This window comes from Candidatus Seribacter sulfatis (assembly GCF_964187635.1).
GTDB classification, from domain to species: domain Bacteria; phylum Verrucomicrobiota; class Verrucomicrobiia; order Opitutales; family Seribacteraceae; genus Seribacter; species Seribacter sulfatis.
Genome location: NZ_CAXLMO010000099.1, coordinates 1 through 17,923, shown reverse-complemented (window position 1 = coordinate 17,923; position 17,923 = coordinate 1). Strand labels below are relative to the sequence as shown.

The following is a 17,923-nucleotide window of genomic DNA, read 5'->3' as shown; positions in this document are numbered from 1 at the left end:
TTTACTACAGTGAAAACAAAAGTTTGCTTACAATTCGTATCTGTTTTTGGACTTCCTTTTATTTTTTTCTTGTTACTAGGTTGCTGGGGAAGTTCCCCCACTGCATTGCCTGATGCTCCCCCACCCTATCCGGACTCACCGTTTCCACAAGGAAGTCAAACTGGTACTTATTCCCCACCACCTTCGCCAGACCCGTACGGTAGAAACTACGAAAATAGAGAAAAAACAAGAGCTCGGGACTACTCAAAAAAGAATTCAGCCTCAAAGCAGTCTCGCCCCTATGACAATCTTTATAGCATTGAAGCGATTGGTACTATTTGGGTTTTAATACAAGATAAATTCGGTAATGAGTTACAATGGGTAAGCTTAATGGCAGGGGACAAAATCCCCATAAATCATAATGGTCCACTCACTATCACATGTTCATCAGGGGAGTCGCTTAAGATTACCGACCCTAAGGGCAAACTCTTTAAACCAGCAGGTTTAAAAAAAGGGATTACAATAGTTCGCCTGCCTTAATTAAAATTGATCGAACAAGAATTCAACTTGTTTGATTAATTTTTCGGAAATCAAAATTTAAATATTTTCTTGGTGTTTTGTTCCTGTAAAAGCTCAGGAGGCAATTGCTCTAGTCTAATATTTACATAAGCACAAAGTCCTTTGAGAAACTTAAAGGAAATTAAACTCCACCCATACACTTCGTCGGTTGTTTCATCAAATACTGGTCTTCGATAATCCCAAAGATAACCATTTCCTCCATCTAAGCTTTTACCGTCCGGTTCTCCCATTAGTTCCTGAATTTCAATTCTATTTCTCCCTAAAGATAAAGCCTCCAAATTACTTTTTCGATAGACAACCTTATACTCTGGCTTTTCCAATTGGACTGCTTGGGGTTCCGCAATGTTTTCTCTAGATTGATTACCCACCGAACGGGTGTATTCAACCTGCGTACAAGATCCAACGACAAGTAGACAAGTGAAAACAAAAAAAGGATAAATCAAAAATTTCATTATCTACTGTAAATAAACAATATGATTAAGGGCAACATTGGAAAATTGCCAAAGAATTAAGATTTAGGAGGCTTTATAGTGATTAAAACCTAAATTAAATTGGCGGAGAGAACGGGATTCGAACCCGTGGAGGGACTATTAGCCCCTCACCGGTTTAGCAAACCAGCGCATTCGACCACTCTGCCATCTCTCCTAATAATATTTTGATAAACTTTTATCAGTTGCAATGCAATGAGAATAAATTTTGTAGAATAAGAGGTTTACTTATGTGCATTCATAAGCTGTAAAGTTTTCAAGTTCTTTTTCGCAATTTCGTCTCCACCTTGAGCAGCTCGGGAAAACCATTCAAGTGATTTTTGGGTATCTTTTTGAACTCCTTTGCCCCGTAAATACATAATGCCTAGGTAGCGAGCAGATTCTGGATTTCCACGATTAGCAGACTGAAGAAATAATGGATAGGCACGACTCGGATCAACACTTACACCGCGCCCAAAATAATACTTCTTCGCCATTTCCAAATCATCGTTAGGAATATTGGACGATCGTAATCTTGATGTAGGTTTCAGTTGAGTTGGAGAAGGTGAAAAAGAGGAATCTGGTAATTCTGGCGGCTTAGGCAAAACAGAAGGTTGATTATCAGATTTCACATTATCATAAATCGAGGGCAATCGGTTAAGAGTCGGTTTAAATTCAGTAGTTGCAGTTTCAGCTGTGCTAATTATCGAAGGATCCGGAGGTAAAGGAGGCGGTTCATTATAGGAGGGATTAGTAGGTGAAGGAACCGAATTATCAGACTGCTGCATTAAAGATTGAGTATTTCCAGTCGTTTGGTTCGCCAAAAGTTGTTCGTATTCATAAATTTTTTCCGAGGCATTTTCTCGATCTTGCAGAAGAGCCAAATTCGCATAGCGAAGTGCGAGATCAATCTTTGCAGGTCCAGTCAGACCGTAGGCATAAAAATGGGCCACAATTAATTGAGAAGTGGTATACCCACGGTCGGCGGCAGCTTGAAAGTGAACTAAGGCCATTTTGTAGTCCTCCTCAACCCCAATTCCTTTAAAATAGCACCTCCCTAAAAAGTGATGAGCTGCAGGAAGTTGCTTTTTGGCAACTTCTTCAAGAATCGAAACACCTCCAGGTAAGTCTTTTCCAATATTAATATTTTGACCTCCAATTGCATTGGCATGAAGTTTAAGTAAAGCATGTTGCACCGAAGCGGGACCATAGCCTACTATTGATGCACTCGCATAGTGTTTCGCTGCAAATTGTAGGTCTGCACTTAGATTGGGTTCCACCTCTTCCGCTGTAAATATCTCCGCGAGTACATAAGATGCGATTGGGTCACCAGCATTTGCATTTTTTACCACCATACCATCCGGGTCTTTAAAGACATTATTATAGTAGCTATTCACTTTTTCTGCATTGGGCCCGAGAGGTGGAAACCGATGTAGATAACCGATCGTGAAAAGACCGAGCCAATGATTAGTTTCTGTGGATAAATTTGCCCAATAGCTCGCTTTATCAAAAGAAATTTCTAAGCCTTTATCCCCGTGAATATAACAAAGAGCCAAAAATGCCTGGGCATAGGAGTCTCCATCTTGAGCACTCGACTCTAAGTTTTTTAAGTCTGACTCCATCCATTTGCTTCCTTCATTTCCAGAAAGTAAAATGGGTACAAACAATAGATGAATTAAAAGAAGAATTTTAGGAATGTAGTGCATTGGATATTTTCGACATTTTCTACTTTTTACCTGTAAGTAGGCAAGCTTACTATTTTGAACGCTTTTCAAATTGCTTGCGAGGAAAGAGATAAATTGTTTAACCTTCTGAATCTGCTTTCAACTTTACTCTATCTATGGACTTATCTGATCACTCCCCATCAACCCTGCGTAACCCAGGAAAAGAAACTATTAGGCAATTTGTTATTTATGCCGAAAATAAAGTCGGTTGGCTAAACGACTTTCTTGGCATGTTAAAATCACAGGACATTCATGCCCTGGCGATTTCAGTACTGGACACTACTGATTCAGCCGTTATTCGCCTGGTAACGAATTACCCGAAGGAAACTGCACAACTTCTAAAATCTCGCTCCATCAGTTTTACCGAAAGGAATATTATAGCGGTTGAGATTCAGAATGAAGACTCCCTTCATTTAATAACCCAGTCGCTACTTCACGCAGAAATTAATATCCATTATGTCTACCCCTTTCTTCACCAGCCTAATAATAAGCCGGTACTAGCCTTGGCCATGGAAGACGAAGATATAGGAGAAGAAGCATTGCAAAAGCACGGAATGCGGGTGCTCTCGCTTGATGATTTTACTCGTTAAAGTTGCTTAATAGAGCAGATAAGGCTTAACGGTAGTCTTAAATTGTGCGGAATAAGCATTCCACTCGGCGAGGAATAACTTAGTGTTCACTTGCCCCCCTTCTTTTTCCAAGGCATTCCACCAGGTCTGCGAGCCTACATGTTTATTAAATAGTGCGATTTCTGACTCGCTCGCTTGAGTAAATGGGCTAGGCGTCTGCCATAAGGCAGAAAGTTGCATCATGTAAAAGGGAAGTGCAGTGGGTTGCCAGGAGCTCCAATCGTTAATTATGATATAAACTCCTTCAATCGATTCGCCGTCTGCTTTTTTTATAGTTTTTACCTGAAAAGAAAGTCCAGGAATTTGAAATCGATCTAATTCCGATTTGAGAACAGACGCTTTTTTGCCTTCGTAAGTCAAAAAACGAAAAGGATGTTCCGTACCAATACCGTGTTTAAATTTTCCCATTTGTGCTCCAAGGCCAGTCATAGGGTAACCTGCCACGGAGTCTAAAGTTGGGATATTGGGTGAAGTAGGATGCCAGGAAAGACCAGTTTGTGGCCAGGTCATTTGTCGAGTCCAACCAATCATTGGCACGATAACCAATTTTCCTTTTTTGCGATTCACCTCCTCGGTCTTCAGAACACCAGACACTTTTTTGGACCACAAAGCCAATTCACCGATTGTCATCCCATGTACAAAGGGGATTTGAAATGCACCCACATAACTCATACAAACTTCATCCATAGAAGGTCCGGCAACCTTTTCCCCTCCCAGTGGGTTTGGTCTATCTAAGACCACTACCTCGACTCCTTCCTCAAAGCAGGCTTCCATAACATATCTCATGCAACTAATATAGGTATAGCAACGAACCCCGACATCTTGCAGGTCAACGACTAAGCTATCAATTTCACTCAGCATTTTTTTCGTGGGTTTACGAAATTTTCCATACAGAGAAAAAACAGGCAATCCTGTCTTTTGATCTATTTTATCGTCTACTGGAACAGACGCTTTTTCGTCGCCATAAATACCATGTTCTGGCCCAAATAAAGCGACTAAGTTGACATCAGATGAGCGAACAAAAACATCCACAGTACTTTCGCCCCTCCCATTTTTTCCTGCCGGGTGAGTTAATAAACCAACTCGCTTTCCTTGAAGAACGGAAAATTTACTCTCTTCCAAGTAATCAATTCCCAATTGAATAGATGGTTCTCTGGCAAAGGATTCGATGCATACCAATAAAAATAGAAAAACTAATTTAAAAAGTGTAATGCCGGAGATCAGTGATTTTTTACTCATTTGAATAGGTTTGATAATTAATGATTATTTAGTAATTTGCGGCTTCTTGTAAAGCTTTGCCAGCACATTGTAGGAAAAAATAGAAATAACCCCAAAGAAAACTCCGATCACTGCTCCACCTACAAACATTGGAGGAAAAGTATCGAGCAATTCCCAAAGATCATTGAGTTTGAAATTCGACCAGTCGTACTCGGAGCTTAAAAGGGGATTTTTCTTACTTTTAAATCCAGCTAGCTCTAAAAGTATTCTTCCAATCTTATAATCAGCAAAGTAAATGGGCCCCATCGTGAAAGGATTTGAAATCCATTGTAAAGCCACAATAACGGGCAGATTAGCACGGGTAAATAGAGCGAGGAAAAATACAATCAGCATTTGAATACCCACTAGGGGAGAAAATGATATTACCATTCCCCAAAAGAGGGCTGGCTTGATTGCCTTTCCTTTAAATGACCATAGGTAAGCTCTTTTATAAGCTGTTTCTGCGAACCATTTTAAAACAGGATAGTTATGAATATTGGATCGCCTGGGAAGTGGACGCATCCAACGCTTGAGTCGACGAATACGTTTAAATCGTAATTCTTGTGCTTCTTGAGATTCAGTAGAATTCACTGATGGAGGGATAAATAGTAGTTTAATTTTTGTTGAAATAAATCGGATGCATTGAGTAAATTTTCTTCTAAAGTGAATTGATCATTCCCGAATGCCTCGATTTTTAAATTAGAAAATTCATTCATACATTTCTTCTTCGCGTCACTATCTACTGAACCTGCTAATAAAATTACATTTTTATTATACCTTGAAGCCATTCGAATGATCTCATAGGGCCCTTTTCCCATTAGTGATGTTTGATCAAATCTTCCTTCTCCAGTTAGAATTAAATCTGCATTTTGAATCGATTTCTCTAAATCAAACCATTTAGAAACAAAGGAAAATCCCGGCACAAACTTAGTATCATATGCGACGCTTAAGCCATACCCAATTCCTCCTGCTGCACCTGTTCCTTCTTCCTCCCTAAAAACCAATGGCTTATCAAAGGTTTCCGCCAACCGTGCAGACATTATATCCATATTGCTTTCCATTTCGTCTCTTCGACTTATAGATAGTCCTTTTTGGGGACCAAATTGAAAGGTGGCTCCCCCCTCTCCCAATAATTGATTAGTCACATCGCAGGCAATACGAATGGATGGGAGTGTTACAAGTTTCTCAGGGCAAATAGTTTGTATTCTACCCCAACTTTCTGGGTTAGGGAAAAAAATAGGTTGATTTTCTTGGTCTAAAAACCGAACCCCTAAACTTCTCAGTGCACCCAAGCCCATATCATTTGTCGCACTTCCACCAATCCCTAAAATTATTGCACTTACCTTTAAAGAGGCAACTTCAGCAAGTAACTGCCCTACCCCAACCGTTGAAGTTAACCATGGATTTCGCTTTTCTGATGGTAAGTCAGATAAGCCAGCAATTGAAGACATTTCAATTACTGCATAGTTACCATGGTCCGGTAAATCTGCAAACTCGCGAAGATTGGGTTCCAATTTGTCAAATGGAACAATTCCAATTCTTACTTCTTTTTCCTCCCCAATTGAATCGGAAGCCAAAATTGAATGATAAGATCCACTTTTTTGCTCGGTTAATAACTGAGCAAATCCTTCCCCGCCATCAGTTAATGGGGAACACTCAATTTCATGGCTAATAGGTTGTGTGGAAACTACTTTTTGAGCAAGTGCACAGATTTCCCGGGCAGACAGGGAATCCTTGCATTTATCAAAAGCCGCAAGGATACGCATGATATTAACTACCGAATTTCATTATTGGTAGACTCATCAATCAATTTAAAGTTTTCTACATGATAAGTTTCTGCTGCCTCAAAAGTTAATTTCAATCCATAATTTCGCTCCATTCGATCAATCAATTTTGAATCAGGACCCCGAAAGCGTCGTAAAGTGCTAGGATGAAGGAAGATTTTTAAAATCGCTTCTTTTTCAATATTTTCTTCCCTTAATCGACGTACAACGCTGGTAATCTTTCTTTGAATTTCGATACTGACTGCCCGGGGAGATTTAACAATTCCACGACCGGAACAATAAGGGCACGATTCGTAAATTCCACTTGAATTACTTTCATCATGTCGCTGGCGGGTAATTTGCATAATTCCCAATTGAGAGATGGGGAGAATGTTATGCTTCGCCTTATCATCCGCCATAGAAGATTTCATTTTTTGGAAAACCTTTCTTTGGTCCCCCTTATTTTTCATATCAATGAAATCAATAATTACCAAACCACCCAAGTTTCGCAGTCTCATTTGACGACAAACCTCTGCTGCAGCTTCGATATTGGCCTGTAAGATGAAATTCTTTCCGTCTTTTCTATCTCCTTTATGACTACCGGTATTTACATCAATTGATACCAGTGCCTCCGTTTCTTCCATTACTATCTCACCACCGGAAGGGAGTAAAACTCGTCGCATAAATGTCTGCTCAACTTGACGCTCCACATTAAATCGTTCGAAAATGGGGATTTCTTCATCAAAATGAGTAACTTTTGATTTTGATTTGGGAGAAATTCGCTGAATCGTTTCGATAAGTCTTGTGTAATCCTCTTTTCGGTCAATTTGCACACGATCAATGTCATCTGTGAGAAAATCGCGTGCCGTTAACCCGATCAAATCCGGTTCTTGATATAAAAAGCACGGGCTATCCTGAGACTTCATCTTTGCTTCAATTTCATCCCACTGTTGAAGTAAAAGGTGCAAGTCTCGGTCGAAAAATCGCTCCGGTTTATTCTGGCCGGCTGTTCGTATAATTACTCCCATTCCTTCTCGCAGAGAAAGATTGCTGATAATACGCTTCAAACGACTCCTCTCTGCTTTGTCATCAATTTTTCGCGATATACCACATTGTCCTGCATAGGGCATCATAACTAAAAACCTACCTGCTAATGATAGATTGGTAGTGGTTCGTGGTCCCTTACTCCCAATCTGCCCTTTGGTAATTTGCACAATAATTTCTGAACCGACTGGAAAAACTTTGGGAATTTCCTGAATGGATTTTGCCTCTACCCGATTGTGTGGAGTCTTTCTCTTATTTTCTCGAACGATTTCAATTGAGGGGTCGTTATTGGCACCGGGAAGCATATCCCAATAATGTAAAAACGCATTTTTTTCCTGGCCAATGTTGACAAAAGCGGCCTTCAGTCCAGGTTCTAAGTTTTGAACTTTTCCCTTAAAAATTGCTCCCACCATTCTCTCTTCGTCAAGGCGTTCCACATCAAAGGCCTGTAAAACACCATTCTCAATTAAGGCCACTCGCCTCTCAAGAGCCTCAGTATTGATAATTAATTCTTTATAATCCTGCTTTGTTTCTCTCCGAAAAAAAGCGAGTATTCTCTCACGAATCGGGCGTTTTTTAGCTCGCTCTATCGCTTCTTCTCTTAACTTGCATTTATCAATAGAGATAGGTGCAGGCTCCATGGGGGGCAAAGTCAGATCATTTTTGTCTGCCTCAAGCTTTTTTTTCTCTGCTTTCTTGTTGGATCTTCTTCGCTTTGAATAATTAGGTCTACGTTTGGTATTTCTGGCCATTTTTATGATGGATAGAAAACCCGATCGTCCACAGAGTAAAATGTAAGAATGCTAAATTAAGCTTCTTAATCATCTAAATTCCTTTCTGTGTCGATAAACACTCTGAACCAACCCAAGTAAGATAAAACAGGAAATCAAAAATGATCCCCCGTAACTAAGAAAAGGCAACGGTAAACCAGTAATTGGAGTAATGCCAATTGTCATGCCAATGTTAATAAAAACATGGGTCATTAATAGGACAGAAACTCCTATTGCAAGCATTGCCCCAAAACGATCGGACGCCTTGGAAGCTACCTTTAAACAACCAAAGATAAGAAGGAAGTATGCAGCAATTGCTGTCATTCCTCCTACAAATCCAGATTCTTCTGCTAGCACCGCAAAAATAAAATCGTTGTGTGCGACGGCAGAGGGTAGATATCCTAACTTTGCTTGCATGCCATTACCCAAGCCTTTGCCAGATATTCCACCGGTGGCAACAGCAATGAGAGCTTGGATTCGATTCCAATTTGCTCCAATTCCATTTGGGTCCATGACTTCTGGTGCTAGAAAAGTGAGGATGCGTTTACGTTGATAGTCCTTGAGTGGTATGAGAGTTGTATCCTCATAAGCAACAATTGCTTCATTTGGATGCGGGTTCTCGGATTTATATTGATAATAACGAAAAACGTCATAACCCAGCACACCAATTATCACTACAAACAGAAGAGCTGTAGCAACAAAAAACCGATAAGGTATGCGGGCGACGTACAAAATTGAAAATGCTATTGGTGGAAAAACTAATGTTGATCCTAAGTCAGGTTGCTTGAAAATCAAGAACATTGGACAGACAAAGCAAAATCCAAGTTTACAAATTCCCTTAAAAGAGTCTTTTAAATTTCCGATTTCCGACCTCGCCATAATACTGGCACCAAGAATCAGGGTCACAATTTTTGCAAATTCGGATGGCTGTATTTTAAATAGTCCTAAATCTATCCACCTCTGTGCCCCGTATTTTTGGGGCCATAAAAAGACAAGTACCAGAGAAATAACTCCCAATACATAGATAATATGAGCAAATCGCATCCAAAAATGATAATCCACGACAGAGACAATTACATAAATTGAAAAACCAATAATAACCCAAATCACCTGCATTTGCCATTGATTACCTCCCGTGTAAGCCTGAGCAGATCGTATAAAAAGAATGCTCATTGTACAGAGGATTATTAAACTAACCGGAGAGAACATTTCCCACTTGCTTTCAGTCTCTAAAAGATCATCTCTTTTATTGGTACCGGAAGAAAATATTCCTCTTGTTTTCAAGTCCATGGGTCGAGCTTAACGTTAGGGTTCTAAGGAAAGAAAATGAGCTGTTATTTCTTTCCATTCTTCCTCCAGGCTTTCATCTTGCTTAACCGGGCGTGTCGCCCGATTGTACCAATAGGCAGCATTACCTAAATCTCCCTCCAATCGATGGAGGTATGCATGTACCCAATCACCCAGTATAGTACCTTCTTCTTGGGCAATGTCATGTGCTTTTGCCCAATCTCCCTTTTGGACCCACCACAATGCTTTCAAACAATCAGAATAATGAGAATGAGGCTCAGAACAGGAGGAAATATTCCTTACAAATTCATCGAGCTTGATCATTTAGGTTGTTCACTGTTGTTAGTAATAGAAAATATTGAAAAGAATTTCACTAGGGAAATTTTCAAATTATAAACTAATTTATCTAGAAACACCTCGAAAAAAAGAATCAAGCTGTTACACCGCACTCCCAAGCCGTCTCCATCGAGTACCGATTGAAACACTATATTGAAACTTTCTTCTATGTTCACGAATGACAAAAGGTAGTTCTACTTTTTTTTCCAATTCAAAATATGGCTTCAAGCATTCCACCAGTTTTTGCTCCGAGTCACCAGAACCGATCCAATTTTCTCTCGGTGTATATTCATTCAACCAGGTAAATGGGGTGGCTAAAAGAAGTTGCCCGCCCGGCTTCACTAATTGTGGAAGTCGATTTAAAAAAAGCGAGGGATCCGGTAATCGACAGATCAAATTGGCTGCATGAACCAAATCAAACTCTTTTAGCTCGGAGGGTAACGAACAGGCATCTGCAACAAAAAATGAAATCTCCTTGCTCGGGTCATACTCTACTTTTGCGACTGCTTTTTGATAGCTGTCCCCTTCCTCTAAATACTCATAAGGGAGTTCCTTATTATCAATTAAAGATCGAGCTGCTGAAATAAAGGAATGGGACAGGTCACAGCCCGCCACTTCGTCACAAAAGCTCGCAATTTCAAATGTAGAACGACCCACGGAACAACCGACATCAAAGGCACGAGTAGTAGTCGAAGAGGGAAGTGAACTGTGGTCGATAAGTTCACGAACAGTACGCACGGGAAACCGAAGACCATTCTGAGGGCCATCCGACCAAGGCATTAACTGATCATCCGATCCGTAGTGAAACAATAAGTATTCACCAAGCAGCTTATTCGACTCGTAAGTGTTATCCATTTTTTTATGAGTTTAACGCATTCGACTCAGCAATCTTGGCAAACTGAGCCTTCAGGCTTGGGTATAAAGATTTATAAATAGGATAATTTCGCTTGTAGGTTTCCAGGTTCGGACCAGGATCCACTGTTTCAATTTTTTGAATAAAAGAGCTACAAGCCTCTTGCACGGTGCCAAATCCACCTACTCCAACCGCGGCAAGTATTGCCGCACCATAAGCTGCACCTTCTAATGCATTCACCATTGCACAAGGAGTGGCAAAAATATCGGCAAGCATTTGTTTCCATAACGCTGAGCGCGAACCGCCCCCAGAAAGTATAATTTCATTTGGATTAACACCCAATTCTTGCATCATGGATAACGAATCATTTAAACCATAGGAGACTCCCTCCAAAACAGCCCGGGTATGATGTTTTTTTTGATGGCGTAAACTCATACCGATAAAGCAACCCCTTGCATACGGGTCTGGATGGGGTGTTCTTTCGCCCGATAAATAAGGAAGAAAAAATAAACCCTCTGAGCCCGCAATTACCTGCTGGGCTTCTTTAGTAAGAGTTTCATAAGCATTCGCACCGCCCTCCTTTTCTATTCTTTGCTCCTCCATTCCAAATTGATTCTTATACCACTGAAAAGAACCTGCTGCAGATAGCATCACTCCCATTACATGCCATTTCCCAGGAACCGCGTGACAAAATGCATGTAATTTACCATTAGGCTCAACGCGGTATTCGTCGCTTTGGGCAAACACAACACCACTCGTTCCCAATGTGACAGAAACTTTGCCCTCTTCCACAATTCCTGAGCCAACAGCTTGAGCCGCACAATCTCCACCACCCGCCACTACAGGGGTTCCTTCAAGCAGACCAGTTAAGGTTGCTGCTTCCGCGGAAATTTTGGCGGAAACTTCAGTTGATTCAGTAACTTCCGGCATCCAAGAGATTGGCCATCCCATGCAATCAAACATTTCTTGTGACCAAGTTCTCTTTCCGACATCTAGTAGAGAGGTTCCTGAAGCATCCGAAACATCAGAAAAAAAGGAACCGGTTAATTTGTAACGAATAAAATCTTTTGGTAAAACTACCTTATCGATCAAAGCAAAAAGGTCTGGTTCGTTTTTTTGGGTCCACAAGATCTTGGGAGCAGTAAAGCCAGGCAAAACGGGATTACCGGTAATACTAAGAATTTTCTTTTGCCCAACTCGTTCGGTAATTTCGTCACACTCCAAATGAGATCGTTGGTCATTCCACATGATACAGGGCCTTAAAACGGAACCTTCTTTGTTCATTGCTACCATACCATGCATTTGGCCGGTAAGTCCAATTCCAGCTATTTCACTAGACTGAACTTTTAAGAGTAGTTCTTTAATTGCTTGTTGCGTTGCTTCCCACCAATCCAGTGGATCGGCCTCGGCCCAAAGTGGTTTTGGGGTTTGAAAAGAGTATTCTGGCACAGAGGTTTTAATTACCCTTCCACCACTATCAATAAGCAATGCCTTAACCGAAGATGTTCCTATATCAATTCCTATATAATACATGTCACAACCCAATTAAATTACTACTGCTTTGGCAATGAGAATGGGCATAAATCAATAAAATTGATAACCATTCATCACAGGATTCACCTTGACAGAATCGAAAAATTATTAATTTTTGGGGGAGTTGTTCATCAACACTTTAACCAAAAACTATAATTCAAGCTTAAGAAAATAGCCGTCATGAAAAACTTTCTAACTCTCGTAAGCATTCTTTCGTTAGCACTCTTCGCATCGTGCGGAGGCGGAGCAACTGAAGGAGAAGATTCAAACGCAACTGATGCAAACCCAACTGATGCCGCTTCGCCAGCATCTGAGTAAATTTTTTACAAGAAATTGAAAAAAAGATCACCTTTTGAGTGGTCTTTTTTTTGGCTTCCTGAGAATTACTGAGAAGAAACCTTTTTTTCAGTGGGGAAGTCAAAAGGAAGCTCGGATGTCACCTGTCCGGTCGCTGCCCACTCGGTCCCTCTTCGCAACACTTCTTGAAAGCCAATGCATTTCATGGAATAATCTGCATGCCCCATAGGTGTATGGAAGACTCGACCTTTTCCATAAGAAATTGTCATAATCATGGGTTCATGCTTTTTACTCTTCTCACTGTAAGCAGTGGCTAAGATCTTTACTTTTTCAGCCGGTCCACGCAGGGAATCATAAAGTTCATCTTTACTGTGTAACCACTTTTTTGGCATCCCTTTAGTAATTGAATGTTTAAAATCGCGAACCTGTACTATAAATTCACTCTGAGGACCATGACTTCCCCCACGACCCGGTCTTGGATCTCTGACCAATTTTCCAGAATCATTAAAAAACAGATACGGTCCTGATTTCTCATTGCGCCCACCCCAACCTCCAAGTCCAATCATTTGATTGTATTCTTTCCATTGACCAAATGCATTATTGGCGGCATGAACCACCACAAAAGATCCGCCCTCTTGTACATAATTTATTAAATTTTCCTGCACTTCCTTTGGCCACATTTCCCCGTTGTAATTACTAAGGGTGACATCATAGGAACTAAAATTGGGATTCCACTCTTCCCAATCTAAGGGAGTTGAATTCTTTGCTGGAGAAGTTGATACAGAGACTAAAAAGTTACCTGAGCTTTCTAATGCGTCAACTAATACAGGAGTTGTTGCTTTCCAATTATGATTATTCTGTCCGTCTAAGAGTAAAACTTTTATCTTGGAATACGCAGAACTGTAAAAAAGAAGCGTGAATAGTAAAAGGTAAACGGTTTTTAAATAATTCATCATAATTCAGTTGTTTTGACCTTTGTCATCAATTTCTTTTTCCATCAATCTAATTTCATCCATATCGACAAATTTACTTTTACCTCCCGTCATTGCTGCAATTTCCTCAAGGGGTAATTTGGCACCAGCAGGAGCACCGTATCCTATCGTATAAATTTTAGTACGTCCCTTTTTCTTTTTTATAATATCAACTCCTTGAAATTCCTTTTTCGAGGAACCATCTGTCATGAAATAAATAACATCCGGCTTGGGGTTCATGTAAAAAGCCCATTCGAAAGAATTATCCCATACAGTCCCAAGGGTAAGCGGCGTATCATGAACTGCCTTGATTAGTTTCTTTTTAACAGAAGGAGTAACGGGTGACCACTTGGGTCGAACTGGATTATATCCATCATTAGCTTTCCATCCGGAACCGTTAGATCCACTCCAATTTTTATGCAATGCATTGGCATCTTCTCCTGCTACCCAAGTAGGTCCGGAAAAAAAGATAACCGACACGGAACCCACAGCAGGCAGTTTTTCAATTGCTTTACTTAACTCGCTTCTCATCACTTTGTCTCGCCCCCTCATCGAAGCGGAATAATCAATAATGAAGAGAATCTTATTTGCTTTAGACTTCACTCCCATAAAATTAGATGCAAAGGCTTTGTTAAGAACGGACATATCCACATTCACACTCACATCGCCCATGTTTCCCATTGGGCTCATGGCAATTGCAGGATTAAGGGATTGTGTTTCAATATCAACAATCGGAGCAGCAATTTCTGAAATGGCCTTAGCTTGAAAAGTAAACTTCTGTGATGGCTTTGCCTGCTTTTGCCTCTGCATTAATCTAACTTTTTGCTCCTGCTTCTTGGGTGCCGTGGTGGGTTGTCCGGCATCCGAAAAATCTGATCCCGCATCGTCACTAAGAGGAAGACCCATCATCATGTTCCAAAAAATAGAAAATGTGCAGACCATAAAAAAGAGAGCGAGAAGCAAACTGTTAAGTAATCGGTAATCCCGTAAATACTTAGAGAAGGCACTTTCCAAAGGGACTGTTTCCTGGCGTAGTGTTTCCGTTATCTCTAAGTCGGTCATGGGGCGAATGCGATTGAAGCTCTCATCGTAATTAATATTAGTAGAACTTATTTAACACAATTGCAGCCTTATACTTAAGGCAAGGCATTTATTTCACATTAATGCTAGTCTGAAAATTGGGCACGTAAAGTTAATCAAAAAGAAGACTAGAGGATTCGGCATAGAATAGTAAGGTTCATCTACTAATATTCTGCTAATAGTTCCTATTTCTGGACAAAGAAATTACAGAATTTCTTTAATCAAATGACCGAAGACTTCAGTTAGTCTCATATCCCTGCCACCAAAGCGAAAAGTGCTTTCAGTGTGCTCGACACCCAGTAAATGAAGCATGGTGGCGTGCAGATCATGAATTTCATAACGATTTTCCACTGCCTTGTATCCAAACTCATCAGTCGCTCCAACAGTTATTCCAGGCTTTATTCCACCGCCTGCAAACCAGGTTGTGAATCCAAAGGGGTTATGATCTCGCCCATTTGATCCTTGGGCAAATGGGGTACGACCAAACTCCCCCGTCCATACAACCAGGGTGTCATCCAACATACCTAATTTCCTAAGGTCGCGAATGAGTGCGGCAATCGGTTGGTCAACGGATTTACAATTCTTACCGTGACCACCCACTAACCCACCGTGCTGGTCCCATCGGTCTCCGTTCCCCCCTGGACAGGTCAGTTCAATGAACCGCACGCCCCGTTGAACCAACCGACGAGCCAATATGCATTGCATCCCAAAGGTCCGGGTATTCTTAAAATCCGAATCCATACCGTATGAGTTCTTGACCACATCAGATTCACCGGTCAAATCCATCAACTCCGGAACTGATGTCTGCATTTGATAGGCAGTCTCGTAATTCTGAATCGCGGCTTCCACTTGCGGGTCAAAACCCATCTCCTGCAAGGAAGAGCTATCCAAATCTGACAGCAGAGATAGTTTATTTCTCTGTAATTCAGCCGATTTCTCCTTCGGTTTGATATTAGCAACCGGTTCATTTTGAGGAAGAAAAACTGATCCTTGATAACTGGCCGGTAAAAAACCGGAACCAAAACAATCCAATCCTCCAGGAGGAATTAAGCCTCCATTTAAAACCACGAACCCGGGTAAGTTTTGATTCTCTGTTCCCAAGCCGTATCCAAACCATGCCCCCATACTGGGACGCCCTTGAAACCCGCTTCCGGTATGCAGAAAATAGTTGGCAGAAGTATGTTCGGAAAAATTGGATGTCATTGATTTCACCATCGAAATCTCATCGATCACATCGTCCTGTGCAATATGTGGAAAAAGATCGGATACCCAGTGTCCACTCTGCCCTCTTTGCTTAAATTCCCACGGGCTCTTTAATATTTTACCGATATTATCAAATTGGGTGGGTGCTAATTTTCCAATTACTTCGCGAGGGTCCTTCCCGTTATATTTTTCCAAGGCTGGCTTGTAATCAAAAGTATCCACATGGGAGGGGCCACCGTCCATGTAGAGAAAAATCACATTTTTAGCCCGTGGTGTAAAATGTGGCTTCTTGGGCGCCAAGGGGGAAGCCAGTGAATCATTGGACAGAGCGGAAAAAGCGAGTCCGCCAAATCCCATGGCACAGGATTGAAGCATGGACCTACGGGACAATGGAGTATTAAATTGGTTACAATGCATGGCTTGGAAGTTTAGTTGAGAAAAAGGAATCCTTTTGAATTAATCAGGACATGGGCTAAATCGGCCCAAACATGCTCGGTAAGGCCCCCATGTGCTTTCGTTTGAGTCTCTAAAAATGCGAGAAGTTTTCCTTGAGCTTTTTGGCTTGGAGGTTTCCCCGTTATCATCTCAAAAAGACTACCAACCGACTCGGATTTCGTCATCTTTGCCTGAAAAATATTTTTACCCATCATCTTGCATTGACCAATTACAAATGGATCATTCATTAGAGCCAAAGACTGGGCAGGGACATTAGAAACTGACCTTTTCCCTTTGGTTCCGAAAGGAGCCGGTTGGTCAAAGGCCAACATGAAAGGAGAAAGGAAATTTCGGTAAACAGAACCATAAATACTTCTTCTACCTGCTCCGTCTAGAGGCCCATTTTTCTTCCCCCCCCTTCCCGTCATAAAGGCGGTTTTGTAAATAGGAACCGAAGGGCCAAAAAGCTTTTTATCGATTCGACCAGAGAACAACAGGATTGAATCTCTGATGAATTCGGCATGTAGCCTCCTAACTGGCATTTTGTGCAGCAGAATATTCTCTGGGTCTGCCAAGCTAACTTTATTTTTGTCATTGGAAGGATTTAAAGTGCTTGATTGCCGATAGGTTTGAGAAAGAACAATTTTTCGAATCAGATTTTTAACAGACCAATTATTTTCCCTAAAATCATTGGCTAACCAATCAAGCAGTTCAGGATGACTGGGCTCCTGTCCCATTGGACCAAAATCATCTGGAGTCGGAACAATTCCACGGCCAAAGAACTGCAACCATATACGGTTTGCCATTACCCGGGACACGAGCGGGTTATCCTCGGAGGTTAATTGAGTCGCCAAATCCAGACGCGAACCTGTCTGCCCACCAAGGGCGGTGAGATTTCTACCATGGACAGGGTCTCCAAGTTTATGCGGGCTTCCACGGACATAAACATTTCCCTGGAACTCACTCCCCTCTCCCATTGCTAACACATACCGCTCGCGGGGTGTTTTAGAATCAATAACTACAGCTTGTTTCAATATTCCAGCTATATTTTGCTGATTTTCGAATGGAATAAGTCCCTCGCTGTGCAGGTAATTAAGAAATTCATATTCTTCTCCTGAAAACTTGCCCGCATTAATTTTATCGAATGATTTTTCCAGGAAGCTATCAAGGAATTGAGGGAGATTACCTGCCTCAATTTTATCATCCCCCAGTAAAAGAGAAAACCTAGAATCGGGCCTTCTTCCGATTCCGGAGTTGGCAAACCTGACTTCGTCAATTTCCAGGTATGCATCTGTACCTCGATCCACAAATTCAAGATAGGCCCAATGGCCTTTGTATTTTCTGGGCGATAAACTAAACCATTTGAAATCACCGTCGGAATTTGCCTCCTTGATAACAGTGCCGCCAAAAAGTAAACCTGAGTGTTTACCCATATGGTAATTATCAACAACTACTCGCATGAAAGCCTTCTTTGCTTTGGCCTTAATCAAAATTTGATCATGCTCAATTTTAAAATGAGGGGACCGGAGGTTACCTACCCGTCTATTTCCTAAAATATTTGAGGAAAGTACATTCCGATTAGGAAAAAGATTAGATCCGTCGAACGAAATTAATCGGTGCCCTCGTGGTTTAAAAGCTTCACCGGTTATTTTCCAGCCTTTTGGAATTTCCGAAGAAGTAAAATTTGCAAAAGATTGACTGTTTTGAATGAAATTC

17 protein-coding genes and 1 tRNA gene are annotated in these 17,923 nt (G+C 41.1%); 3 read left to right on the top strand and 15 right to left on the bottom strand.

The features are described from left to right. Positions 1 to 9: 9 nt before the first annotated feature. Positions 10 to 519 carry a hypothetical protein gene (locus ACKPQ5_RS09510; RefSeq protein ID WP_407678870.1) on the top strand — a complete coding sequence of 170 codons (510 nt, stop codon included), beginning with the start codon at positions 10 to 12 and terminating at the stop codon, positions 517 to 519. 50 nt (positions 520 to 569) lie between these two features. Here the strand turns inward: ACKPQ5_RS09510 and ACKPQ5_RS09505 are convergent, their stop codons facing one another. From ACKPQ5_RS09505 to ACKPQ5_RS09495, 3 genes are all read right to left on the bottom strand, one after another. Next, positions 570 to 1,010: a hypothetical protein gene (locus ACKPQ5_RS09505; RefSeq protein ID WP_407678869.1), complete on the bottom strand. Its 441-nt coding sequence runs from the start codon at positions 1,008 to 1,010 to the stop codon at positions 570 to 572. Positions 1,011 to 1,110: 100 nt separating this feature from the next. Further along, positions 1,111 to 1,203: transfer RNA gene (locus tag ACKPQ5_RS09500), tRNA-Ser, on the bottom strand. Positions 1,204 to 1,270: 67 nt separating this feature from the next. Further along, on the bottom strand, positions 1,271 to 2,800 hold the full coding sequence (locus ACKPQ5_RS09495) for a tetratricopeptide repeat protein (RefSeq protein WP_407678868.1): 1,530 nt from the start codon (positions 2,798 to 2,800) through the stop codon (positions 1,271 to 1,273). Positions 2,801 to 2,865: 65 nt separating this feature from the next. On the opposite strand from ACKPQ5_RS09495, the gene ACKPQ5_RS09490 reads away from it, so the two are divergent. Further along, positions 2,866 to 3,339, top strand: coding sequence for a hypothetical protein (locus tag ACKPQ5_RS09490; RefSeq protein WP_407678867.1), 474 nt, complete (start codon positions 2,866 to 2,868; stop codon positions 3,337 to 3,339). Between the two features lie 6 nt (positions 3,340 to 3,345). On the opposite strand, the gene ACKPQ5_RS09485 is transcribed toward ACKPQ5_RS09490, so the two are convergent. The 8 genes from ACKPQ5_RS09485 to xylB form a co-directional block, all read right to left on the bottom strand. Next, the gene (locus tag ACKPQ5_RS09485; RefSeq protein WP_407678866.1) at positions 3,346 to 4,617 is read right to left on the bottom strand and encodes a DUF1343 domain-containing protein; all 1,272 of its coding nucleotides are present in this window, start codon (positions 4,615 to 4,617) and stop codon (positions 3,346 to 3,348) included. Between the two features lie 24 nt (positions 4,618 to 4,641). Next, the gene (locus ACKPQ5_RS09480; RefSeq protein ID WP_407678865.1) at positions 4,642 to 5,226 is read right to left on the bottom strand and encodes a DUF2062 domain-containing protein; all 585 of its coding nucleotides are present in this window, start codon (positions 5,224 to 5,226) and stop codon (positions 4,642 to 4,644) included. Then, positions 5,223 to 6,401 (bottom strand): glycerate kinase, encoded by a 1,179-nt coding sequence (locus ACKPQ5_RS09475; RefSeq protein WP_407678864.1) that lies wholly within the window; start codon positions 6,399 to 6,401, stop codon positions 5,223 to 5,225. Before ACKPQ5_RS09475 ends, ACKPQ5_RS09480 begins: the two co-directional genes overlap by 4 nt. Positions 6,402 to 6,409: 8 nt before the next feature. Beyond that, positions 6,410 to 8,194, bottom strand: a complete 1,785-nt coding sequence (locus tag ACKPQ5_RS09470; RefSeq protein WP_407678863.1) for an Rne/Rng family ribonuclease — start codon at positions 8,192 to 8,194, stop codon at positions 6,410 to 6,412. A 69-nt stretch (positions 8,195 to 8,263) separates the two neighbouring features. Further along, positions 8,264 to 9,502, bottom strand: coding sequence for a rod shape-determining protein RodA (gene rodA / locus ACKPQ5_RS09465; RefSeq protein WP_407678862.1), 1,239 nt, complete (start codon positions 9,500 to 9,502; stop codon positions 8,264 to 8,266). 15 nt (positions 9,503 to 9,517) lie between these two features. After that, positions 9,518 to 9,823 (bottom strand): hypothetical protein, encoded by a 306-nt coding sequence (locus tag ACKPQ5_RS09460; protein WP_407678861.1) that lies wholly within the window; start codon positions 9,821 to 9,823, stop codon positions 9,518 to 9,520. 114 nt (positions 9,824 to 9,937) lie between these two features. After that, on the bottom strand, positions 9,938 to 10,690 hold the full coding sequence (locus ACKPQ5_RS09455) for a putative 4-mercaptohistidine N1-methyltransferase (protein WP_407678860.1): 753 nt from the start codon (positions 10,688 to 10,690) through the stop codon (positions 9,938 to 9,940). 4 nt (positions 10,691 to 10,694) lie between these two features. Continuing rightward, positions 10,695 to 12,221 (bottom strand): xylulokinase, encoded by a 1,527-nt coding sequence (gene xylB / locus ACKPQ5_RS09450; RefSeq protein ID WP_407678859.1) that lies wholly within the window; start codon positions 12,219 to 12,221, stop codon positions 10,695 to 10,697. A 180-nt stretch (positions 12,222 to 12,401) separates the two neighbouring features. On the opposite strand from xylB, the gene ACKPQ5_RS09445 reads away from it, so the two are divergent. After that, complete coding sequence (locus tag ACKPQ5_RS09445; protein WP_407678858.1) at positions 12,402 to 12,539, top strand: hypothetical protein; 138 nt, start codon at positions 12,402 to 12,404, stop codon at positions 12,537 to 12,539. Between the two features lie 65 nt (positions 12,540 to 12,604). Here the strand turns inward: ACKPQ5_RS09445 and ACKPQ5_RS09440 are convergent, their stop codons facing one another. The 4 genes from ACKPQ5_RS09440 to ACKPQ5_RS09425 all read right to left on the bottom strand — a co-directional run. After that, the gene (locus ACKPQ5_RS09440; protein WP_407678857.1) at positions 12,605 to 13,474 is read right to left on the bottom strand and encodes a ThuA domain-containing protein; all 870 of its coding nucleotides are present in this window, start codon (positions 13,472 to 13,474) and stop codon (positions 12,605 to 12,607) included. A 3-nt stretch (positions 13,475 to 13,477) separates the two neighbouring features. Further along, positions 13,478 to 14,551, bottom strand: coding sequence for a vWA domain-containing protein (locus ACKPQ5_RS09435; protein ID WP_407678856.1), 1,074 nt, complete (start codon positions 14,549 to 14,551; stop codon positions 13,478 to 13,480). A gap of 222 nt (positions 14,552 to 14,773) precedes the next feature. Next, positions 14,774 to 16,147, bottom strand: a complete 1,374-nt coding sequence (locus tag ACKPQ5_RS09430) for a DUF1501 domain-containing protein (RefSeq protein ID WP_407678855.1) — start codon at positions 16,145 to 16,147, stop codon at positions 14,774 to 14,776. Between the two features lie 53 nt (positions 16,148 to 16,200). Beyond that, positions 16,201 to 17,923: DUF1553 domain-containing protein (locus ACKPQ5_RS09425; RefSeq protein ID WP_407678854.1), on the bottom strand; the 1,723-nt coding region annotated here is incomplete at its 5' end.